This window comes from Paenibacillus cellulosilyticus (assembly GCF_003182255.1).
Taxonomy (GTDB): domain Bacteria; phylum Bacillota; class Bacilli; order Paenibacillales; family Paenibacillaceae; genus Paenibacillus_T; species Paenibacillus_T cellulosilyticus.
The window spans coordinates 59,382-83,006 of record NZ_QGTQ01000014.1; the positions used below are offsets into that span (position 1 = coordinate 59,382).

Sequence of the window (23,625 nt, forward strand, 5' to 3'; positions counted from 1 at the left end):
ACAAACAGCATGAAACTAGCGTCTAACACAGTACTGATCACGGGCGGGAGCTCGGGCATTGGATTTGAATTGGCGAAGCGGCTTATTCAGCTTGGCAATACCGTTATTATTACGGGGCGCGACCAGTCTCGATTGGAGAAAGCGAAGAAGCAGCTGCCACAGGTACATACGATTCAAAGTGACGTAAGCGACCCAGAAGCAATTATTGCTCTGCACGATACAGTGGTCGGTCAGTTTCCTCAGTTAAATGTCCTGATCAATAATGCAGGCACTATGCGCAAAATCAATCTGCATGATAGCCAAATCGATCTACTCGATATCAGCATCGAAACCGAAACAAATCTCAACGGTCCGATCCGCATGGTGAAGCAATTTCTGCCACATCTGAAGAAGCAGGAAGCTGCTGCGATTATGAATGTCACATCTGGACTTGCGTTTGTTCCGCTGCCGATGTCGCCAATCTACTGTGCTTCTAAAGCGGGTCTGCACTCGTATACGAAGTCATTGCGCGTCCAACTAAGAAATACGAACGTGAAAGTATTTGAATTGGCGCCTCCATTGACGCAGACGACGTTGCTTGATTCGTTCGATGCGGATGATATGAAAGGCTCCAAGCCGATGGATGTCGTCGCAATGGTTGGACAAGCGATCAAGGGTCTGGAACAGGATCGTTATGAGATCCGGCCTGGCCAGAGCAATACGTTGATGATGATGAATCGAATTGCACCGCAATTTATTCTGAATCAACTTAGTAAATCTACCGACAAGATGCTAAGTGAAAGCTAAGAAACAACAAGCAAGCCACGTCAAGGGACGTGGCTTGCTTGTTGTTTCTATCTATTCATTTTATTCACCAAGAAAGTGATCGATAAAGAACTGCAGCTGGTATTCCATGCTAAGCGGGTCATTGAAGTAGAATGCGGTTGCGTCAGCTTCGAATACGTGATTGTTTTTCGCAGCAGTCGTGTTTTTGTACGTCTCCGTATCTTGGAAGGAGTTGTCTTCTTCTGCATTTTTACTGAAGATGACATAGTCGCCGAAGTAATCGCCCATCACTTCCGACGAGAGAGCGAAGTAGCCATCCGTTGCTGTTGCTTCTTCAACCTTCTTCGGCATCTTCAGGCCAAATGGCTGGTACAGTATTTCCGTTCCGCGGCCGAAGTTATTGCCATACACATAAAAGCTGTTTGTTGAATGTCTCGATAACCGATACGGTTGCATCTTCACCGATTTTTGCACGGATTTCTTCGCCGGCTTTCTTCGATCTTGCAGAGAAATCATCAACCCATGCTTGTGCTTCCTTCTCTTTGTTCAACAGCTTGCCGATCTCGATCTGCTGCGTTAAGTAGTCGACCTTGCCATACGTATACGTAACCGTTGGTGCGATTTGCTTGAACTTGTCGATGTTCTTCATATCGGACATGCCGATAATGAGGTCCGGATTCAGCTCCATAATTTTCTCGACGCTGTCTTCCGTTACGACTTCAACATCTTTCAGTTTATCTGCAAAATTCGGGTTGTCCTTGGACATTTCGTCTACGCCGATCAGCGGTACGCCAAGCTGCATGACGTTGCCCGTTAGGAAGCGGGTAATAACGACAACACGCTGCGGATTAGCTGGAACTTCAACAGGACCGTTATCAGACTCATAAGTTCTTGTGCCGGATTGCGCAGCCGATGCATCAGATGTCGTATCGGTCGAAGGAACCGCGGAAGTCGTCGCGGACGTATTGCTTGCGTTATCCGTACTGTTCGTCGCGGACTCTCCACAAGCGCTCAGAAGAAGGATGAACGATAAAATAATTGGAACGAAAAGCTTTTTCATATAATGATGCCTCTCCCTTGTGATATGCTCTTTGATTGTGAAAATCATTCTCACTCGCAAGGATTATTATAGGCATCCAACTTACGCCAAACCATGCCTTTTTGTTTGGAGATGGGCTTGTACTATTGATTGGTGACGAATAAAGCGATGGCCCGTTGAAGCTGCAATCGGATGGATATCGGATTGTAAGGAATCCATTCATCCAGCTCAAGTAGATGTACGTTCTTTCGCTGAACGGCTGGAAGCGCACGCCAATAGGAGGAGTTGAATAAGGCATCCGAATGTGAGCTTGAGCCTTTCTCATCCGGGTACACACTAACTAAGATTCGATCCCCAGCATAATCGCGCAGCTCGGACAGTTCGATCGGGATGGAGTGAAACCGATCTCCGAGCTTATCGATCTCGCGCCGTATTCGTTCAGGAGGACGCAGTCCAAGCGATTGATACAGGACATATCCGGCATTACGAGCGCCATATACATACAACCCATCCGTTTTGCTCACAAGAACCGTAATAATTTCGTTTGCTGCAGCACTTTGTTGCACGCGTGGGCGTGCTTCCTGTTCCTCTTGTTCGAAAGCCGCAAGCCACTGCTCCGCAAGCTCGCTCCGATGAACGGCCTTGGCAATGAGCCGCAGATGCTCCTTCCAGCCGAGATCCATCCACGAAATATCAATGACAGGCGCAATCGCCCGCAGATGTTCGAGGTTCAAGTCGTTCATATCCAAATGCATGTTGGCTGCAATAATGAGCTCGATGCCGTTGTGGAGTAGTGCTGCATCGATTTGCTCGGACGAGCTTGATGCATTAATGAACGTGATCGACTGCGGCGGCTCCAGCTCCGTCGTATTCACGTATTCATTGCTCTCAGCAATAATAACAGTCGGCTCCAAGCCAAGCGTTATCAGGTGACTGGCATAAGGCGGGAGCAGTACAGCTACACGCGGGTTCGTCCGATGGTTATAGCCGGAAGGCGAAGTACCGGTGTGCTGCTTAAAACGGCGGCTGAGATAGAACTCATCCTTGTAGCCGACTTCCAGTGCAATTTCTCTAAGCGTGCCTGACCCGCTAATAAGCAGTTCCATGGCACGATGAATACGCAGTCTGGACAAGTATTCCTTAGGGGAGAAGCCGGTCATTCGTTTAAACAAAATCGAGTAATGCGAATGGCTGACGCCAGCAATTTCAGCCAGATGCTCGCGAGATATTTTGTCCATATAATGGTTCTCTAGATAGGCAATGCTGCGCTCCAGCGACGGTTGATCGCCTGCTGCATCGTTTTCATTGTTCTGCTTCAACAGCTGAAGGATGATTTGATGAAAGACGATCTGATTCTGAACATGGCGTATTTCACTTGCCGTCGCTCGATGGATATAGAGCTCCTCCATCAGGGCGACGAGGCCGGATACATGAGAGAAAAGCTTCATATTGGAATGGGAAGTCATCTCGCTCTTCTGAATCATTGCCCCAGCAAGCAGAGGAGCTGTCTGTTCCATCGTATGGATGGAAAGTCGATAAGCATGAAGCGGATGCTGAGGATTCGCAATTAGGACAGCGTGACTGTGCGCTGGAAGCAGGACGACCTTCCCTTCGGCCAGCTCGTGGGCGTGATCATCGATGCGAAGGATGCCTTTGCCACGGGCGACGCCAATTAGCACGGGCGAAGGCTCGTTTATTTTATGCGTCGGCATATTCGTCGTGGTGTATAACGATTGAATATTGGCAGCCGAATAGATTGGAAAATGCGAGTTTATCCACTCCGAGGTCACAGTAGTCACGCCCAAGTCCTCCCCACAAGAAATCTATTCAAACAAGGCGCGCAGCACATCGGGAACAGCACGGCTTTTCCTCGTCTCGACGTCCATCGTCACGCTTGTTACGAATGCATCTGCACATAGCTCTCCGCGATCGTTCACGATCTCTTGGCGAAGCACGTAGCTGCTGCGTCCGATCGATTGCGATTCAGTCGTCACCGTGAGCCGATCACCTTGTTTGCATTCTTTGCGGTAATTGATATTAATGTTGACGGTTACCGTTTGAACGCCATGCCCTAGCAGCGTTTCATAGTGCAGCTGGTTCTCGTCATACCACTCTTCACGGCCCCACTCCAGATACTCCAAATACTTGGCATTATTCACATGCCCGTTCACATCGATCTCGGTGGAACGAACAATCAGATCAAGACTGACCTTCATTGCAAACCATCCTCCTTGTAGCTAAAACGTTCAAATGTGATGGACTAACAAGCCCCTGTATTCACTATAGCATGAATAGACGGACTACTCGAAAAGGGTCGGTTTATTCTGTCATTCTATTTGTTACAATAATATTGTATTAATAGAGCGGATCACGCTCGAAAATCGAATTCATTGACCAGATTGGTTGCGAGATATTGTTGACGAATGCAATAAATATAAGGTGATTATTGACACATCTGCTATATGGCCTTTATATTATCAATAAAAACAATAATATTGTAATAAATCATCGCAAAGGAGAACTGAACATTGTGACGACTAAGAAATATATGAAAGATTATCCGCGTCCCCAGTTTGTTCGGGACAATTGGACGAATTTGAACGGGGAATGGAACTTCGGCTTCGACGACGACAACGCAGGTGAGGCGGCAGGTTGGCACCGTCAGTTTGGCGGCGATTTGATCATTAACGTTCCTTTCACTTACGAGACGAAAGCGAGCGGCATTGGAGAAGAAGCGCATCATTCGAATGTGTGGTACAATCGCAGCTTCGACGTTCCGGCTGACGAAGCAGGCAAGCGCATTGTGTTGAATTTCCAAGCGGTCGATTACGATGCGAAGGTATGGGTGAACGGTGAATACGTGGGCTGCCATCGAGGCGGTTATGTGGCGTTCTCATTTGATATTACGCCGTATATAACGTTCGGAGCGGCTAACGAGCTGACGGTCAAGGTCGAGGATAGTCTCGATGCGACGCAGCCGCGCGGCAAGCAGCGTTGGGTACAGGACAACTTCGAATGCTTCTATGTACAGACGACGGGCATTTGGCAATCCGTATGGCTAGAAGCTGTTCATCCTGCACACGTCGACCAAGTCAAAATGACGCCAGATTTCGATGCGAACGCGATCCGCTTCGAATATCAAGTGAAGGGCTATTCAGCCTCCAATCGACTGCGCCTGGAGACGATCATCTCACTGAAGGGACAACCTGTGAAGCAGGTGGGCTTGACGATTGACCGCCCGTGGATGCAGCTTGAGGTTGATCTCGTACACGAGGCGAACGGTCCTTGGAAGCAAACCCACTGGGCGCCTGCTCACCCGAATCTGTATGATGTGGAGTTCGTCCTGTATGAGAACGATGCGGTTGTCGACCATGTGTACTCGTACTTCGGCATGCGCAAAATTTCGATCGAGCAGGGAAAGGTGCTGCTGAACAATACGCCAATCTACCAGCGGCTCATCCTTGATCAAGGCTATTGGCCGGATAGTCATCTGACGCCGCCTTCCGAAGAAGCGATTCTCGAAGATATCGAGAAGACGCTCGAGATGGGCTACAATGGCGTGCGCAAGCATATGAAGGTTGAGGATGCCCGTTACTTGTACTGGTGTGATGTGAAAGGCCTGCTCGTCTGGTCCGAGATGGCTGCGACATTCGAGTTCAACGATAACGCGGTACAAACCTTTACAGAAGAGTGGATGGGGGTCGTTCGTCAGCAATATAATCACCCGTCGATTATTACCTGGGTGCCATTCAACGAATCCTGGGGCGTCGCGAACATACGCAAGAACAAACGCCAGCAGCAATTTACAGAAGCGATCTATCATCTGACCAAAGCCTATGATCCGAATCGACCGGTCATTACGAACGACGGATGGGAGCATACGGTATCGGATATCCTTACGCTTCATGACTATGCGGAGACGAAGGAGCAGTTCATGCGCTCCTATGCGGACAAGGATGCGGTCGTCAACAACAGCATCTCGTTCAACAATTGGAAGTATGCGTTCGCGGACGGCTATTCGTACAAAGGACAGCCCATCATGATGAGCGAATTCGGCGGTATCGCCTTTAAGTCCGACAAGGGCTGGGGCTACGGCAATCAGGTGGCGACGGAGGAGGGGTTCCTCGAACGGTTCCGTCGCATTCACGAGGCGATCAAGGAAACCGACTATTTCGTTGGGTATTGTTATACGCAAATTACAGACGTACAGCAGGAGGTTAACGGCCTGTTGACGGAGGATCGGAAACCGAAGGTTCCGCTTGAACTCATTCGTCAAATCAATCTGTCCTAATGCGCTTCATAACGGAATAACAACATTAGCAAAGAGCAAAGGCCATCTTCGAAAACCGAAGACGGCCTTTGCTTTGTCTCTCATCATAAAACGTATTGCTTAACTACGCTTCGATTATTTCGTTCCAAGGTACTCCAGCAGTCGAATAATGAGTGTCAGTGCTTCTGCGCGTGTAGCTGTATCGTTAGGCGCAAAGTTGTTGCCTTTGCCCAGGATCAGACCGGCATCCGCAGCGGCTGCTACCTCTTTCTTCGCCCATGCCGGGACGTCAGCCCAGTCACTGAAGCTGGTGGTACTGCTGTCCGACAGCTCAAGGTTTGCGGCTCTTGCAATAATAACGGCAAGCTGAGCACGGGATAGCTGTTCCGATGGACGGAACGTGTTATCCGAGAAGCCTTGCATGAGTCCTGCAACTACGGTGCGGGCGATAGGGGACTTCGCCCAATCCGGAATCGAGTCCTGGAATGCAGGATTCGTACCCTCATCTTCGAGTTTCAATGCACGGCTGATCATTGCTGCAAACTCTCCTCGAGTTACGATATTGTTCGGACGGAAGCTGCCATCGGAGAAGCCATTTACGATTCCGAGCTTCACAGCTGTCTCAATGCTGGACTTCGCCCAGTGGTTATTAATATCCGAGAATTGCACGGCATTCGTTGTTTCTTCCGAACCGTTGTTTGGTTCAGTTGAAGTCGTTCCTTCACTGTCAGACCCATTGTCGTTCTCTTGAGCAGTCTCTTCATCGCCCTCGTCGTCTACGGAACTGCTGCCCCCCGTCGTGCTGCCCGGATTGTCTAAACCTGAAGGAGCGCCTACATTGCCGTCGCCGCCTGGGACAGTAGGGTTATCGCCTGCGTACGAAGCAGAGTCCTCATCGAACAAATATTGCACGTCATAGCTGTGAACATAATTGACTGCCGGCCAATTAACGCTCACCCAGCCGCTTAGCTTGGAAGATAAGCTGGACAGTTTGAAGGTGACAACACGGGTATTACTTGCCGTATCTGCACTCGTTACCGTTCCGCTGCTGCCATTGAGCTTCAGTCCAACGATTTCTTTGCTCTGTTTCACCGTGAAGGATACGGTCTTTGTGTTACCCGACACCGTGACTAGCGCTGTTGTGTACACGTAAGTGTTCATAATGGAGCTCTCGTTCGTTCCATTCTTCAGTATCTCGAACGACATATAGTAGCTGCCGTTAGCCGGATACTGAGGCGTTTGACCGGTGGATGGCGTCGTCGTACCCGAATTCGAGCCCGTGCCGCCGCCGCTTACATACGATTCCTTGAACGTATCGAAGGCGCGCTGCAAGGATTGGATAGCCGCCGTTGTATCGGATGCAGCGGCTGGCGTCCGTACAGCTTCTTTGTTAGCTGCCGTAATGGCAGTCTGCAAAGCCGTCTTGGCCACTTCAGAATATTGACCAGCTGCTGTGCCTGTTACGGCACTGTCATGTGCCGTGGTTGCTTCCTTGATCAGCGTCAGGAGAGCACCGTTATCAACATTATTGAAGTTGAGTCGAACGGAGCTTGTTTCCTCGGCTTTTGTTGTTGCGTTTACAATGGTGAGCTGTGCGTCAAGCAGGGCAGCGAGATCGCTAACTTCGAACGAGATGACTCTTGTGTTCGCTGTTGTGTCCTCACTAACCACGTCGACGTCTGCATAATCGCTGTCCGTTTTGATTTTGAATGCCGAAACCGAAGAACTGTTGTTGATCGTCAGTTTCACGTTGAATGAATTCACGTCCACATATGAGACTTGAGCCGGTTTGGCAAAATAGCTGTCCAGCGTCGAGAACGCTTCATCCGATGTATGGGCAACAGAGTAGGACACGTTTCTCGTTTGCTGTGTATTGAACTGATCAACCGCTGCTTGCAACGAAGTGGTCGCAGCGAGAATTTGAGGGCGAGGAGCGGCCATCCATCCGCCTTGCTCGGTAGAAGCATCAATCGCTGCTTGGAGCTCCTCCTTGGAGCCAGTCGCATACTGTCCGTCTGCGCTGCCTTCCACGGCATCATCATGCAGCTGCTGGGCTTGATCAATCAAGGCTAGCAGTGCTTTATGCTGGGATGCGTTGAAACTGATGAAGATTTCCCTTGGCGTGACGCCTGGAATTTCTTTGATCGTATTATTTTCGAATGTCATCGGGTATTTGAGCTTTGTGATACCTTGCCACAGCATATCCGTTTGCGGATAGGTTGCGTTCTCTGCTCGGATGTACGTCTGATATACCTTCTCAATGTCATTGGTACTCAGCGTGACAAGCTTAGCTGGTGAGCTCGAATAGGATTTGCCGAATAGTCCCGTATTTGCGCTAAGGGAAGGTTGTGCAATGACCTTCTCCGTGAATTCGATCTCATCATCCGGATTATCCAGGAATGTGATATTCGCAACCGTTCTTGTCGTCCCCGCTTGTTTCAGGAACACGGCCGTATCGGCGATCTCAGAAGCGTAAATGGATGGAACATTCGTTCCTTGCGCCATCGAATCTAATACGTAAATCTCAACTTCGGACGATTGGTATTGTTGAGCAGCAATGGCGTCCCAGTTATATGGGGCCAACTGGTTATTGTACATCGTATTGACTTGGGACTGCGTCGCCAGCGGGTCAGCCAGCAGCTGTTCAGCGGCAGCGATGTTCAATTTCACTTTGTCCGTAAGGCCAAGCAGATTGCCGTCCGCATCACGTTGGGTGTCGGGGAAATCGGTAGGGTACTCGCCATCCGAGAAGGCTCCGCCCACTGTGAGGGTAGCCACGGCTCCGGTTTCGGTAACACCTGTATCTACCGGATTGGTTGCAAGCCACGCGTTAGCAGCTGCAATCCAATTGGATAGTACAGTTCTGTTCACAACGATACGTGACGCTTCGAATTTCTTGATGGCCTGATCCACGATAGTGTAAGCCGCTTGCAGCAAAATGGTATTGCTCGGCGCTCCTGTCACAATGGCTTCTGCTGTGGTGATCTGAGAGAGCAGCTCTTGTCTCGATCCCGCAGGATACAGACCGTCTGTTTCGCCTTCAACAGCATTGTTATAAATCTCTTTGCCAGCTGCCACGCGTGCATTGAACGTATCGAGCGTAACATCGACATTGCCGCCGCTGCCGTTGTCAACGTCGTCAATAGGGGAGAGATCGATTCCATCCAATTGAAGCTCCAGCTGCGCATTGTACCAGTGATTGTAGCTGGTAGGCAGACCGAAAATGTTTTCCTTGTCGTTGATGTGCATCAGAATATCTTGTGATTTATAGACGTCTTCAATCTCTAATTGAATGACGACGTTATCGGCGTTCTCCGCATCCCTTGCAACAGCTGCCGTATAGCCATCAGCTCCGCTGACGGTTTCAACATCGCTGCTCGTCGAGATGACAGCCTTGGCTGCGCCGGGTTGTCGTGCACCGAAATATTCGAAGGTCGCATAGTTATGTTTGGTAATTTGATGCTCGAATACGGCTTTGCCGTTCGTAATAATCAGCATGCCGGTATCTTTCAACATGAAGCTGTCAGCAGCAGATGTGGAGCTTTCGCCATCCTTGACGTATCGGAAGGAGACGTTGAATGTGCCGTCGCGAACCGTTGACGCTGCAGCGGCAGGGGAGATATGTACGAGACCAAGCAATAATGTGAATGCAATCAGAATAGCTATTGACCTTCTAATGGATCGTATCACGGGATATACTCCTTTAGTTTTATTGAACATGGTAGGAAGCGTTGATGTAATCGATCAACGCTTCCTTACTTAATCGACGCTTACGTTCGTTAGATCCACGTGAGCGTTAAGCTATACCATGCACTATGTGGTCCGGCCACAACATTCAGATCGAGAGGAATATCGGCTGATGCGGTTCCTGGGAATGTGAAAGTAGTTAGACCGGTAGTTGAGCTGTAAGAACCATAGTAAGAGATGCCGCTTACTTTAATCTCGGGGAAGTAGTTGCCCGTCAATGTAATCGTCACATTACCACCATCAACATCTGCAGGTCCTGCAATGTATGAACTAGAATGTGCGTGGTATTCGTCTTGGTAATAGAATTGATAAGATTCAGACGAAGCGAAGGCTGAAGTCGCCATCACCATTACGAGTACTACTGCCATAAGCATTGCAACCATCGATTTTTTAAAAGTTTGTTTCATACAATTATCGCTCCTCTTAAATTTGGATTATGTTGCGGTTGATGCTGCGATTGTCGTGGAATGCTGCGCTAGTACGATCCGATTATGATGGCTTACGGGCATCTGCTCCTTTCTTCATGGCTCGGGGAACGGCACAATGCGGGTGATATACCGGATAATGATTATCATTATCAATGATAATTTAAAAAAATAAGGCCTTGCCCGAACCCAATATTTGACTACGAGCCGAATTGTAAACGTTGAATATGAACGGAGTATAAATTCTAGATTACAACTTTGGGAGAAGGTGGAGAGCAGTTTAAATCGGTCCTTCTGCTCCGAATTCAGGTGTTGACAGGGAAAAGAAAAAATTGGTAGGATGTTACTGATAATAATTATCATTATCAGAATGATATCAAGGAGTCTTCCTTGATAGAACATAGCACGTTATAAACCAGCATAAGAGGTGAGAAGAGTAAATGAAACAATTGCTGATAGCGGACGATGATTCCGAAACGCGGACGCTGCTCGGTCATTATTTGACACGTGAAGGCTTCCGCGTATTGGAAGTACAGAACGGACTTGAAGCGATTGCTGTACTCGAGAAGCAGCCTGTTGATCTTGCGATTATGGATGTTGTGCTCCCTATGGTAGACGGATTGACCTTATGCGAATTTATTCGTAAAAATTATGATATTCCTATTATTCTACTTACAGCGCGAGACCAATTAAGCGATAAGGAGCAAGGCTACTTGAGCGGAACGGATGATTACGTAACGAAGCCATTCGAGCTGCCGGAACTATTATTCCGTGTAAAAGCGTTATTCCGCCGCTATTCATTGGCATCCAGCGACAAGATTCGTCTGAATCAACTGATCATTGACAGGAAGAATTATGAGATCATCGATGGGGAAGAGGTTCAGATTATCCCGCTCAAGGAATTCGAGCTGCTAGCTCAGCTTGCGGAATATCCGGGACGTGTATTTTCGCGGGATGAGCTTATTCGAATTATTTGGGGGACGGATTATAATGGGGACGAACGGACGATAGATGTACATATTCAACGGCTTCGCAAGCGATTCTCGGAGCGCGAACGCGAATTCGTGATCCATACGATTAGAGGAATAGGATATAAGCTTGACATTCCGTTGGTACAAGATCGGCAGCCTACAGCTGAAGGCAGCACAATATAACGCGGCAATGTACACCTCTAGTTGTCAATGCCGGGCATATAAGCTATAGTGAGAATAATTATTCATATAGGGCTGCGGGGGCTGGATGGAGTCTGGCTGAGATTGGGAACGTTATTTCCCTGACCGTTAATCTGAACCAGGTAATGCTGGCGTAGAGAATGTATTGAATCGTAACCATTCGTATATTTTCGAGTGGTTTTTTACGTTGTCCCGCCTGTGTTCCAACCAAAGGAGAACATTAGTGATGAGCCATTCAGTCATTTCTCAACTGCAGGAACAAGTGGAAGCACGGCAGGAGGAGCTGTTCGCGCTGCTGGGCGAATTGATTGCCTTTCCAACGGTTAGTCCGCCAGCGAGGAATACGCTGAAGGCACAGCAGTTTATGGAGGAGCAATTGAAAGCCTGCGGCTTTGAGACGGAGCTGTGGGACGTATACCCCGGTGATCCGAATGTGACGGCAACGAAGCGCGGTACGGATCGTGAACGTTATCGAAGCTTGCTCTTGAACGGGCATATGGACGTTGCTGAGGTCGGAGACAGCGGGGAGTGGAAGGTTGATCCGTTCCAGCTGACTCTGCACGATGGCAGAGCTTACGGACGAGGAACCGCAGATATGAAGGGCGGCCTTGCGGCACTATTATTCGCTGTTAAGCTGCTTAGCGAGGCAGGCGTGGAGCTGAAGGGAGACTTGTTGTTCCATTCGGTTATTGGCGAAGAGGCGGGCGAAGCGGGAACGCGAGCTTGCATGGAGAGAGGCTGTACGGCGGACTTCGCCGTAGTGGCGGATACGAGCGCATTAGCGATTCAAGGGCAAGGCGGCGTCATTACCGGCTGGGTAACGGTACAAAGTCCGGTTACTTACCATGATGGTATGCGATCCAGAATGATTCATGCAGGCGGCGGTGTCGACGGGGCTAGCGCGATTGAGAAAATGGCCAAGCTTATTAATGGGCTCCAAGAGCTTGAGCGCCATTGGGCCGTGACCAAATCGTACCCTGGCTTCCCTGCCGGTTCGAATACGATTAACCCGGCAGTAATTGAAGGAGGCCGTCATGCAGCGTTTGTTGCAGACCGCTGTGCCTTATGGATTACGGTGCATTTTTACCCGGACGAAGATTATGAGACAGTCGCTGCAGAGATCGAAGAGCATCTGCTGCGCGTGGCAGCCGGAGATCCTTGGCTGCGGAACCATCCCCCGACCTTCCGCTGGGGAGGCCGATCGATGATTGAGGATCGAGGCGAGGTCTTCCCATCTTTAGAGCTGGATCGGGAAAGCGAAGGCTTCAAGACGTTATTCGCTAGTCACCGGCAAGTACGCGGAAGCGAACCCGAGGCGGGCATGAGCCCGACGGTTACGGATGCGGGCTGGATTGGTCGTGCGGGTATTCCGACGGTAATCTACGGTCCCGGCGAACTTGCGCATGCCCATGCTGTTGATGAAAGCACGGACATGCAGGAGCTGATCGATTACACCAAGATCATGATTGCCTTCATCGCAGACTGGTGCAACCGAGAGAAAGAGAATATCCGTTAAGACAAACCATAGAGACAACGATATGAGGACGGAGGATATAGATGAGTCGATTTAGCGAAAGACTATATGAATCAACCCAGGCCATTTGGGACAAATGCCACGAGCATCCGTTTCTGGTGGAGATGCGCGAAGGGACGCTCGATCCTGAACGTTTCATTTATTACTTGAAGCAGGACTATGTGTATCTCATCGATTATGCCAAGCTGTTCGCGATGGCAAGCATGAAAGCTCGCGATCTGGAGACGATGACGAAATTTGCAGAGCTGCTTCATTCCACGCTGCACGTAGAGATGTCGCTGCATAGAGACTATGCCGCACGCTTCGGCGTATCGCGTGAAGAGCTGGAGCAGACCGTTCCGGCACCGACGACGATTGCCTACACGAAGTTCCTGCTGGATACGGCTTCGCAAGGGTCGTTGGCAGAGGTGGTAGCTGCGCTGCTTCCATGTATGTGGAGCTATCGGGTGATCGGCGTCGCATATGCGAAGATCCCAGGCGCGCTGGACCATCCGCTGTATCGGGAATGGATCCTGATGTACAGCTCGGAGGAATTCGGGGAGCTGACCGATTGGACGATCGACTACATGGATCGTGTCGCGGAAGGCTTGCCGGAATCGGAGCTGGCGCGGCTTGAAGAGCGTTTCCTTGTGGCTTCCAAGCTTGAATATATGTTCTGGGATATGGCTTATCGGAAAGAAGAGTGGCCGATTTGAACCATGCAGCAAACGAAGGGAAGCCGCTCGCCTTATCGGTTCGCGGGCTGAACTTCTCTTTCGATGGACAGCTTCCCTTATTTCATGGGCTGGACTTCGACATTAAACAAGGCGAATTCGTTAGCATTCTAGCAGCGAGCGGGATTGGCAAGACCACGCTATTCCGGCTGCTGTCAGGGCTCATTGCTCCTCAGTCGGGAACCATTGCCATTGGCGAAGCTGCGCATTCGGCTGCAGAGGCGGCTGCGAAGAGGAAGATCGGCTATATGCCGCAGAAGGACAGCCTGATGCCATGGCGGACGGTGCTGGATAATGCGGCGTTAGGTCTCGAATTAGCAGGAACGGCGAAACGCGAAGCAAGACGGCAAGTGATGGAGCTGCTGCCGAGCTTGGGGCTGGAAGGAACGGAAAGCAAATATCCGCATGAGCTGTCCGGTGGTATGCGCCAGCGGGTATCGTTCCTGCGCTCTCTTCTCGGAGGAGGCGAGCTGTTTCTGTTGGACGAGCCTTTCAGCGCATTGGATGCGATGACACGCGTCGGCATGCAGGAATGGCTGCTGCAGGTGTGGGAGCAGCACCGCAAAACGATTCTGTTCATTACCCATGACGTCGATGAGGCGATCCTCTTGTCGGACCGGGTTCTTGTAGCGGCAGAGTCGCCGATTGCGAAACTCAGTGAGCTGAAGATAAATCTTGAGCGTCCACGCAGCTATGAAGCGGCGCTGGATCATACGTTCCTCGAACTGAAGCGGCACCTGCTGGAGATGCTTGGCCGGACGGCTGCAAGCCGGGTGGGAGGCAGCGTATGAAACGGAAGGTAAGCGCGTCGATTCCCGTTATTGTTTTCGTGCTGCTGCTGGCTGTGATATGGGAAGTGGGGACAAGCGTATTCGACGTCCCGCACTACATTATCCCTAAGCTGTCCGACGTATTCGTCTCCATGTGGGACAATCGGGCGCTGCTTGGCAAGCATTGGCTTGTTACCTTGTGGGAGGCATTGCTGGGTCTTGGGATCTCCATCGTCATAGGAACGCTGGCTGCGATATGGATTGATCGTTCGACGTTAGCGCGGAAGACGATCTATCCGCTCATTGTTGGCTCGCAGACGATCCCGATCATTGTATTGTCGCCAATTATGGTCATGTGGTTCGGTTATGAAATTTGGAGCAAAATTACGGTCGTCATTCTGTTCACGTTCTTCTCGATCGCCGTTAACACGGCGGACGGATTCCGATCGGCCGATCCGGATATCGGGGCGTTGATGAAGACGATGGGAGCGAGCAAACGTGATCTGCTGCTGAAGTGGAAGCTGCCATCGGCGCTTCCAGGATTTTTTACCGGCTTGAAGATGGCTGCCGCATTCAGCGTTGGCGGCGCTACGCTAGGGGAATGGCTCGGCGGAGAGAACGGCCTGGGTGTTTACACGAAACGGGCATCGAATATGCTGCGTGCGGATGCGGTGTTCTCAGGTGTACTGCTGCTATCAGCGATGGGGATTCTACTGTTTCTCGCAGCGTTATGGTTGGAGAAAGCGGTTCTTGCATACCGCAGAACATAAATAGCTAAAGGGTTGTGTTCAAAAAGTTCGGTTTTCAGCACCGAGAAGGTTGGACGAAGCAGGGAATGAGGATCGGAGCGTAGTGATGTGCTACGTGAGAACCGGAAGTCTCGGATTCATTCAAGATTCGATGCCGAATACGCTTCCTGTGATGCTTCGTGATCAAAAGCGGACTTTTTGAACAACCTCTAAAGGAGAATGACATTGAAATTCAGCAATTGGAAACGAAAAGCAGGGTTATCCCTCGCAATCACAGCAGTTCTTATTAGCATCGTTGGCTGCTCATCCGAATCGGACAAGAAATCCGAAGCGTCGCCTGCCGAGACTGAGCTGACGGTGCTGTTGGACTGGTACCCGAATGCGGTACATACTTTCCTGTATGCGGCTGAGGAGCAAGGCTATTTCAAAGAAGCAGGCTTGAAGGTCAATCTGGTCACGCCTGCAGATACGAATGATGCGCTTAAGCTGGTTGCGACGGGCAAAGCGGATCTCGCGCTCAGCTATCAGATGCAAGTCGCAATTGCACGCGCAGAAGACATTCCCGTCGTATCCGTAGGTGCGATTGTCCGTCACCCGCTTAATCAATTGATGGTGCTGGATTCGGATAAGATCAGCAGCCCGAAGGATCTTGTCGGGCAGAAGATCGGTTACCCGTCCATTCCGCTGGATCAAGCGATCGTGAATACGATGGTACAGACAGACGGTGGAGATCCCTCGAAGATCGCCTATACGGACGTCTCTTGGGATTTGATTCCATCCATGACGACCAAGCGAGTGGACGCGATTATTGGCGGTTACATCAACCACGAGAAGCTGCTGCTCGAGAAGGATGGCGTGAAGGTGACGGCATTCGATCCCGCTCAGTTTGGCGTTCCAGATTACTACGAGCTCGTGCTGACCGCGAGTGAAGACGGGTTGACGAGCAAAGGGGATGCCATCAAGAAGTTTGTAGAAGCATCCGCCAAAGGCCAGCAATATACGCAAGAACATCCGGCTGAGGCGCTGCAGCTGCTTTTGGATAAGCAAAATAGCGAGTTCCCGCTCGAAGCGGATATCGAGAAGAAGAGCCTGGACATTCTGCTTCCGTTAATGGATGCTGGACAAGAGCCTTTCGGCAGCCAATCGGAGCAGTCATGGACCACCGTCATTGAGTGGCTGACCGAGCATGGGCAGCTGTCGAAGGATATAAAGGCTGCAGATGCTTTCCGCAATTTATAGAACGATCTAAAGTCATTCCTAGCAAAAAACACGCCGAAACTCGGCGTGTTTTTTGCTTTTTATTTGGTAAACATCCCATAGTCCTTAATTCGAACGTTCACATGAAATTTGACTTCTATGCGTTGGTAAGTATCCGGCCAATTCATCTTATGCCACTGAGCATAATGAAGGGTGCTCCTTATATTTTTTCCTAGCCCAAGACTGTCGACACGATTTTTTTGCATGACTGCAATCATCTCATTCGCATTAGCTTGAACATATTCAGAGACCAGCTTCTCGATTGTGGATCGGTCTTTATCGTTCTCAAGATCAAGTACGCCTATGTACTCTAGAACCGAGCCAGAAACTTTGATGTTTATATCGACTCGAAAATTGCCATTGTGAGGCGTTACGTGTACGGAGCGGTGGCTGACCAATGAACTTAACGTAACATGCTCATTGTTTCGATTCTGCCCGGATAGGTCAACGTTAAGATCCCCTTGCTTAATATCAGTGCGCATCATCGCAAAAATCAGCGCCTGTTTAGGCTCGATCTTCATGATATAACGGTCCTTCTGAAACAGCGCCACTCCATCGATCTTAACGTTGTCACCTGCCTCCTTGATCATAGGCGCTATAGGATCAATGCCGTCATCGAAGTAATCCTTTGTGAATTGATACAGAGTCGTGCTCGGTACGACTTGGGAATGGGATTCCTTTTCCAGCATGCGATCGATGTACTGTCCCGTTCTGGGATGAAAGGGGTAATTTTTGGCTAACAGGTCATGGGCATTTCCATTTACGACTGTAATTTTTACTTTAGGGGATATGGAGGGATCACGAACTAGCGTATCAATATGCTCCCATATCCCTTGTTTAGCCAAGCTTAAGCCGAAGAGCGTGTTCCGCAATTGCCCGCTAACAAGCTGCAATTCGGTTTGTCTCGACAGATTCACTCTCCCTCCTTTGCTGGTCTGCGCGATCGCGGTTAGGAACTCTCTGTTCACACCACCAGATCCGGTTCCAGTTCCAGAATCAGGTCTTGGTATCGTCACACTAATCAATAGTTTTTGCTTGGATTCGTCTTCATCGCTGCCAGGTGCTATGTCGTAACTTGTTGTTTGGATGAGACCAAGCTTCTCCAATATACGTTGATCACCGCAGCCCGTAACGATCCCAAACAGCAGCACAGTAAGGAAAAGACGAAGTACTTTATACAAGTTTTTTTCCCCCGTTATTGATTGCCAATATGGCGATTAACAAGAGCGGTAATCCGAATGCAATCCCGGACGCCATGTATCCAAGGTATTTCAGCCATAGCTCCACTTCGCTGAGCACATCAGGAATCCAAGAGACCGCAAACGCACCGCATACGAGGACTCCTGTAATCCAACGTTTACTCGCCCGGGGTATGAGGCTTTGGGCCGTTTCGGAAGCAGCCCAGATATACATGGTGATGCTCATCAAGGCTGAGACTAGGTACAAGGCGATGAAGATGTTCTCAACCCGTTCAACAAAAGGAAGCCTGATGTAGGCTAGTAAGTCGATTAGCGGGAATTTCATCCTTGTTAATTGTTTGAAGCTGTAAAAGCCAAAACAGGTTAAGCATATTGCTAAATAGATAAAGGTGGTCAAGAAGTTGCCGAAATAAACGGCGCTCATAAACCCCTTCTTCGAATTGACATAGGGGAAGAGCAGCAATACGAGTTCATACCCTAAAAAGGCTGTGAAGATGGAGAGTCCTCCTACGATTACATCAGAGGATTCTTTGAAAAAGAATGGAGTCAGGTTCACCCACTCAAAGCCCTTCAGAAAGAAAAGAAGCAATAAAGCGGTCCAAATTACCATCCAGAAAAAAACAGTTGCTGCTTTTGATATATTATATATGCCCTTCGTAATCAGACTGTAGGCAATAATATCAAATAGGAACTTCATATACATGGGAGGAGTAGTCGGAAAAACGAACACTGTAAAAAGGAGAATGTACTGCTTTGCAGCTATGCACCCTATTAATGTCCATACGGATACCAAAACGGTATACAGCGGGAAAACGATAACCTTTGGCAAGCTTTGTTCAATGATCTGAAAAATGGACTTGCCATCGCTTAGCCGATAAACGACGGAAATCAGAAAGATGTTGAATGTTGCAACAGCAGAAAATAGCAGGAGCGATACCCAACCGTTATACCCCATATACTGTGCCAGCATCCTTGGGAGGAAGATGCTGACCACTCCTGCTTGAACCATAAATACAAGCAAACCGACATGAAACGGATGCAGCTTCTCTCTCATCATGACCTCCTGCGCTACTTCTTCATTCTGTTCCTCACAAGGTTCGGACTTCTTGATTGTGAAGGTCTTCTTCGCAGTGCCCAGAAGGGAGCACGAATGAATACATCGCGCCAATCTTTGAAGTTGTTCGGTGAAACAGGTGTCAAATAGGACGAATTCAGGCTTGTCAGCCCTGACAAGTGAACAACAAGATAGGCGATCCCGAGTGCTATGCCTAAATCACCAAGAATGCCTGCCATAATAATCAGACCAAAGCGGACTAAACGTATAGAAGCACTCATGACGTAACTCGGGATAACGAACGATGCGATTGCAGAAGAAGCGACCGCAATAATGAGTATATTGCTGGTGAATCCGGCTTGCACGGCAGCTTGTCCAATGACAATACCGCCGACGATGCCGATGGTCTGGCCAATCTTCGTTGGAAGCCGTGCTCCTGCTTCTCGAAGCAGCTCAATCGTTACCTCCATAAGCAGCGCTTCATAAATCGGAGGGAACGGCACCTTGCTCCGAGACTCAGTTATCGTTAATAGAAGTGCTTCGGGTATCATCTCGTAGTGGAATGTCGTTACTGATACATACAACGCAGTGAATGTAAGGGTAATAAATAATGCGATGAATCGCAGCACTCGAAGTGACGTTCCGGTCGCCCATCGCTGATAATAATCGTCGGGGGACGCCATGAATTCGAAAAAGGATGAGGGAGCTGAGAATACCGAAGGGCTGCCATCCAGAATGCCTACGATTCTGCCCGCCACTAATTTTGAAACCGCCGTATCTGTTCTTTCCGTTGTTGAGAATAAGGGAAAGACGGAATTTGGAAAATCGTCGATATATTGAATCAGCATGTTGCCGTCATGTACAGCATCGATTTCAATTAAGTTAATCCGATCGGTTAATTCCCGAACGTATTCCATGTTCGCAATACCTTCAATGTATAGAAGATACACGATGCTTTTGGTTACTTCTCCGACCTCCAGCTTGATTACCTTTAGATGCGAGCTTTTGACCCTGCGTCTAATTAACGATAAATTCGCAGAGGCCGTCTCGATGAAGGAATCATGTGGTCCTGTGATAACCGTTTCAGTCTCGGATTGTTGAATCGAGCGGGCTTCGGGCTTGTAGACATCCATCAGATATACATTGTCGTTATGGAAAATAGCCGCTTCGCCATTTAATATGCCTTTGATCAGCGATTTGGAGTTCGTTGTCAGCTTATATTGATTTCTCGTTAGCAATGCCTGTACTTCATTCTCACGAATGTTTGTCAGTGGTATAGTGACATCTCGGGAAAGCTCTTCAGCACCAACTAAATGCCCGAAGTATACAAGGTTCACATTGATTTCGGGGAAAGCGTGATGGACAAGATCCATGCAATCCTTGAAGTTGTCCAGTGTATGCTGCAAGCTTGGCGGGACATCGGCATCATCGTTTGGCCTATTATCATCTCGTCTTGCGTCCTTACCGGGAAGGCGATTCGTTCTTCTGAATAGTGTCATAAAAGCAGCCCCTTCCCGCGTGTCATTGCTTATACCCACCCTTGTCCTTAATCTGAAGGTTATTCCAGTTCATAGTGTGCTGCAAAAGCCGGACTTCATTCATGCGCAGAGACGAAAAAACCATCAATCCTTGTTTAATGAACAGGGATTGATGGTTTTTTCATAAGACTTTATTAATCCAATACGACTACAAAATTAATATTAATGATTGCGTTTCAGATCATAACGGTCAGCGTTCATCACTTTCGTCCAAGCAGCGATGAAGTCGCGGACGAACTTCTCTTGGTTGTCGTTCTGTGCATATACTTCAGCAATCGCACGCAGGATGGAGTTCGATCCAAACACGAGGTCAACTCGCGTAGCGGTACCCATTACTTGACCCGTTTGACGGTGGTGTGCTGCGTACTCGTTCTCGCCTACTGGGCACCATGCTACGCTCATGTCGAGCAGCTTCACGAAGAAGTCGTTCGTGAGCGTGCCTACCCGATCCGTCAGAACGCCATGCTTCGTATCATTGTAGTTCGCGCCGAGTACACGCAAGCCTCCGACGAGAGCCGTCATTTCAGGAGCAGTCAGACCAAGCAGCTGCGCTTTATCGATAAGCAGCTCTTCTGGGCTTACGCTGTATTGCTTCTTCTGGTAGTTTCGGAAGCCGTCCGCGATTGGCTCGAGCACTGCGAAGCTATCAACGTCCGTTTGCTCTTGCGTAGCATCGCCACGACCTGCCGTGAATGGAACCGTTACATCATAGCCTGCGTTCTGAGCAGCTTTCTCAACTGCGGCAGTACCGGCGAGAACGATCAGATCGGCGAGGCTAATTTGCTTCGACAGACTTGCACGAACACCTTCCAACACACGCAGCACTTTGTCGAGCTTCTGAGGCTCGTTTGCTTCCCAGAACTTCTGTGGCGAGAGAGCGATACGAGCGCCGTTAGCGCCACCGCGGTGGTCAGAGCCACGGTATGTGCTAGCCGAAGCCCAAGCCGTCGAAACCAATTGGCCGATCGACAGGCCGGAGTCGAGAACTTTCGCTTTAATATCGGCAATGTCAGCATCCGTCAATGAGTTGTCACCTGCTGGTACAACGTCCTGCCAGATCAGCTCTTCAGCTGGTACTTCTGGACCGAGGTATCTTGCGCGCGGACCCATGTCGCGGTGCGTCAGCTTGAACCATGCACGAGCGAATGCGTCTGCGAATGCCTCAGGATCTGCATAGAACCGACGAGAAATTTTCTCGTAGATCGGATCAATTCGAAGTGCCAAGTCCGATGTGAACAAGACTGTCGGAACACGAACGGAGGCGTCTTCTGCGTCTGGAGCCAAATGGTCAGCGTCTGGATTAACAGCAACCCACTGTTGTGCGCCTGCTGGGCTCTTCTCCAGTACCCACTCATATTCGAACAGCATTTCGAAGAACGAGTTGTCCCATTGAGTAGGCGTTGGCGTCCACGCACCCTCAAGGCCACTGCTGATCGTGTCGCGGCCGTTGCCTTTGCCGTGCTTGCTGATCCAGCCCAAGCCTTGCGCATGAATTGGAGCTGCCTCAGGGTCTGGTCCAACCAATGCAGCATTGCCTGCACCGTGCGCTTTACCGAATGTGTGGCCACCGGCAATGAGTGCAACCGTTTCTTCATCGTTCATCCCCATACGGCCGAATGTTTCGCGGATGTCGCGAGCGCTTGCAAGCGGATTTGGTTGTCCGTTTGGACCTTCTGGGTTCACGTAGATCAGACCCATTTGTACGGCTGCAAGGGGATCTTCGAGTTGACGGTCGCCCGAGTAACGGTTGTCCGAGAGCCACTCTTTTTCATTGCCCCAGTAGATGTCTTCCTCTGGATGCCAGACGTCTGCACGGCCGCCGCCGAAGCCAAACGTTTTAAAGCCCATCGACTCGAGTGCAACGTTACCCGTCAGGATGAACAAGTCTGCCCAAGAGATTTTGTTGCCGTACTTTTGTTTAATTGGCCACAGCAGACGGCGTGCTTTATCGAGGTTGACGTTATCAGGCCAGCTGTTCAGCGGAGCAAAACGCTGCGTGCCGTTACCAGCGCCGCCACGTCCGTCACCTGTACGATACGTACCAGCAGAGTGCCATGCCATACGGATGAAGAATGGACCGTAGTGACCATAGTCCGCTGGCCACCAGTCTTGGCTATCAGTCATCAGATCGCGAAGATCTTGTTTAAGAGCGTTGTAGTCGAGCTTTTGGAACTCTTCTGCATAATCAAATTCTTCACCCATAGGATTTGATTTTTTGTCATGCTGATGAAGAATGCTCAGGTTTAACTGATTTGGCCACCAATCTCTATTTGAAGTGCCGCTAGATTTGTAACTCGTAGCACTGCCATGCATAACCGGGCATTTTCCTGCGTTAGTAGAAGCTGTAGCGTCCATCGAATCATCTCCTATTGGTTGTAATATAGTAGCAAATTAAATTGCTCTTACTCCCAGTTATAAGGCTATTCGCATCTGAAATCAACGCTAGAATGGAAAGTTTCATTCAATCTTCATGCAGGTTTAATCAATTAAAGAGGTTAATGAAATTTGGATGGGATAGGGTAAGCCTAAGCGGTGAAAAATCGCCATGCTTTCGGACTAATTACAGGATGGATTTGGAATCCTAAGATGTAACTAAACACGGGAGGGGATGAACCAAATGAAGAAGATTGTACTGCTGCGGCATGGTCAAAGCGAGTGGAATTTGACGAATCGCTTTACAGGCTGGACGGATGTGGATCTGTCGGAAGGCGGGCTTAATGAGGCTAGGCAGGCGGCTGAAATTTTGAAAGCGAACGGTTATCAGTTTGACATCGCCTACTCTTCCTATCTAAAGAGAGCCATCCGAACGACATGGATTGTGTTATACCATCTGGATCTCGCGTGGATTCCTGTTGAGAAAACATGGATGTTGAATGAGCGGCATTACGGAGCGCTTGAAGGACTGAATAAAACAGAAACAGAGGAGCAATACGGCAAGGAACAAGTGCGGACCTGGCGCAGATCAGCCGATGTGCGGCCTCCGGCATTAGAAGCGGGCGATCCGAGAAATGCGAGATTCGAATCGAAGTACGATGCATTGTCAGATGAAGAGATACCGCTCACAGAAAGCTTGATCGATACCGAGGAGCGGGTGCTGAAATATTGGAATCACTATATTAAGGATGCGCTGCTGCATAATCATCATATCCTGATTGCGGCCCATGGCAATACGATAAGAGCACTGATCAAATATTTAGACCACCGCTCCTCCGATGGCATTGTCGGAATCAGCGTCCCGACTGGAATTCCGCTTGTATATGAGCTTGATGACGATTTGAATGCTATTACAAGCTATTTGCTCGATAGGAATGGCGGCAAACGTCCAATACAATCACAGTAGTCGCAGGGCAATAGGATAAGCGCCTGTTCCACTGGCAAACAGGAGGAAGGGAT

17 protein-coding genes and 1 pseudogene are annotated in these 23,625 nt (G+C 49.4%); 9 read left to right on the forward strand and 9 right to left on the reverse strand.

Annotated features, from left to right (window positions below; translation table 11 throughout):
* The first annotated feature begins 9 nt into the window (after window positions 1-9).
* Window positions 10-786, forward strand: a complete 777-nt coding sequence (locus DFQ01_RS17655) for an SDR family oxidoreductase (protein WP_110045225.1) — start codon at window positions 10-12, stop codon at window positions 784-786.
* Window positions 787-846: 60 nt separating this feature from the next.
* Here DFQ01_RS17655 and DFQ01_RS17660 read toward each other — a convergent pair.
* From DFQ01_RS17660 to DFQ01_RS17670, 3 genes and pseudogenes are all read right to left on the reverse strand, one after another.
* A pseudogene (locus DFQ01_RS17660) lies at window positions 847-1,825 on the reverse strand (iron-hydroxamate ABC transporter substrate-binding protein).
* Between the two features lie 122 nt (window positions 1,826-1,947).
* Window positions 1,948-3,603: a helix-turn-helix domain-containing protein gene (locus DFQ01_RS17665; protein ID WP_110045226.1), complete on the reverse strand. Its 1,656-nt coding sequence runs from the start codon at window positions 3,601-3,603 to the stop codon at window positions 1,948-1,950.
* Window positions 3,604-3,627: 24 nt separating this feature from the next.
* Entirely contained in the window at window positions 3,628-4,020 is a 393-nt protein-coding gene (locus DFQ01_RS17670) for an acyl-CoA thioesterase (RefSeq protein ID WP_110045227.1), read from the reverse strand.
* A gap of 314 nt (window positions 4,021-4,334) precedes the next feature.
* Here DFQ01_RS17670 and DFQ01_RS17675 point away from each other — a divergent pair, with 314 nt between their 5' ends.
* The gene (locus tag DFQ01_RS17675) at window positions 4,335-6,095 is read left to right on the forward strand and encodes a glycoside hydrolase family 2 protein (RefSeq protein WP_110045228.1); all 1,761 of its coding nucleotides are present in this window, start codon (window positions 4,335-4,337) and stop codon (window positions 6,093-6,095) included.
* A 114-nt stretch (window positions 6,096-6,209) separates the two neighbouring features.
* Here DFQ01_RS17675 and DFQ01_RS17680 read toward each other — a convergent pair whose 3' ends face one another.
* Together DFQ01_RS17680 and DFQ01_RS17685 are read right to left on the reverse strand one after the other, a co-directional pair.
* Complete coding sequence (locus DFQ01_RS17680) at window positions 6,210-9,764, reverse strand: NEAT domain-containing protein (protein ID WP_174812584.1); 3,555 nt, start codon at window positions 9,762-9,764, stop codon at window positions 6,210-6,212.
* Window positions 9,765-9,853: 89 nt separating this feature from the next.
* A complete protein-coding gene (locus DFQ01_RS17685; RefSeq protein WP_110045230.1) occupies window positions 9,854-10,228 on the reverse strand; it encodes a hypothetical protein in 375 nt (124 codons plus the stop codon).
* A 458-nt stretch (window positions 10,229-10,686) separates the two neighbouring features.
* Between DFQ01_RS17685 and DFQ01_RS17690 the strand changes: the two genes are divergently transcribed.
* From DFQ01_RS17690 to DFQ01_RS17715, 6 genes are all read left to right on the forward strand, one after another.
* Window positions 10,687-11,400: a response regulator transcription factor gene (locus DFQ01_RS17690; RefSeq protein ID WP_110045231.1), complete on the forward strand. Its 714-nt coding sequence runs from the start codon at window positions 10,687-10,689 to the stop codon at window positions 11,398-11,400.
* A gap of 244 nt (window positions 11,401-11,644) precedes the next feature.
* Complete coding sequence (locus tag DFQ01_RS17695; protein WP_110045232.1) at window positions 11,645-12,934, forward strand: acetylornithine deacetylase; 1,290 nt, start codon at window positions 11,645-11,647, stop codon at window positions 12,932-12,934.
* 41 nt (window positions 12,935-12,975) lie between these two features.
* The gene (tenA, locus tag DFQ01_RS17700; protein ID WP_110045233.1) at window positions 12,976-13,647 is read left to right on the forward strand and encodes a thiaminase II; all 672 of its coding nucleotides are present in this window, start codon (window positions 12,976-12,978) and stop codon (window positions 13,645-13,647) included.
* A complete protein-coding gene (locus DFQ01_RS17705; RefSeq protein WP_174812585.1) occupies window positions 13,635-14,456 on the forward strand; it encodes an ABC transporter ATP-binding protein in 822 nt (273 codons plus the stop codon). Before tenA ends, DFQ01_RS17705 begins: the two co-directional genes overlap by 13 nt.
* A complete protein-coding gene (locus DFQ01_RS17710; RefSeq protein WP_110045235.1) occupies window positions 14,453-15,205 on the forward strand; it encodes an ABC transporter permease in 753 nt (250 codons plus the stop codon). Before DFQ01_RS17705 ends, DFQ01_RS17710 begins: the two co-directional genes overlap by 4 nt.
* A gap of 198 nt (window positions 15,206-15,403) precedes the next feature.
* On the forward strand, window positions 15,404-16,423 hold the full coding sequence (locus tag DFQ01_RS17715) for an ABC transporter substrate-binding protein (RefSeq protein ID WP_110045236.1): 1,020 nt from the start codon (window positions 15,404-15,406) through the stop codon (window positions 16,421-16,423).
* A 59-nt stretch (window positions 16,424-16,482) separates the two neighbouring features.
* Here the strand turns inward: DFQ01_RS17715 and DFQ01_RS17720 are convergent, their stop codons facing one another.
* The 4 genes from DFQ01_RS17720 to katG all read right to left on the reverse strand — a co-directional run bounded on the left by DFQ01_RS17720 (window position 16,483) and on the right by katG (window position 22,587).
* On the reverse strand, window positions 16,483-17,622 hold the full coding sequence (locus tag DFQ01_RS17720) for a Ger(x)C family spore germination protein (RefSeq protein ID WP_110045237.1): 1,140 nt from the start codon (window positions 17,620-17,622) through the stop codon (window positions 16,483-16,485).
* Entirely contained in the window at window positions 17,615-18,697 is a 1,083-nt protein-coding gene (locus DFQ01_RS17725; protein WP_110045238.1) for a GerAB/ArcD/ProY family transporter, read from the reverse strand. The genes DFQ01_RS17720 and DFQ01_RS17725 overlap by 8 nt, the downstream gene beginning before the upstream one ends.
* Before the next feature lie 11 nt (window positions 18,698-18,708).
* Window positions 18,709-20,193 carry a spore germination protein gene (locus DFQ01_RS17730; protein ID WP_110045239.1) on the reverse strand — a complete coding sequence of 495 codons (1,485 nt, stop codon included), beginning with the start codon at window positions 20,191-20,193 and terminating at the stop codon, window positions 18,709-18,711.
* 201 nt (window positions 20,194-20,394) lie between these two features.
* Window positions 20,395-22,587 (reverse strand): catalase/peroxidase HPI, encoded by a 2,193-nt coding sequence (gene katG, locus DFQ01_RS17735; RefSeq protein ID WP_110045240.1) that lies wholly within the window; start codon window positions 22,585-22,587, stop codon window positions 20,395-20,397.
* 262 nt (window positions 22,588-22,849) lie between these two features.
* Here katG and gpmA point away from each other — a divergent pair, with 262 nt between their 5' ends.
* Window positions 22,850-23,572 carry a 2,3-diphosphoglycerate-dependent phosphoglycerate mutase gene (gpmA, locus tag DFQ01_RS17740; RefSeq protein ID WP_110045241.1) on the forward strand — a complete coding sequence of 241 codons (723 nt, stop codon included), beginning with the start codon at window positions 22,850-22,852 and terminating at the stop codon, window positions 23,570-23,572.
* Window positions 23,573-23,625 lie beyond the last annotated feature (53 nt).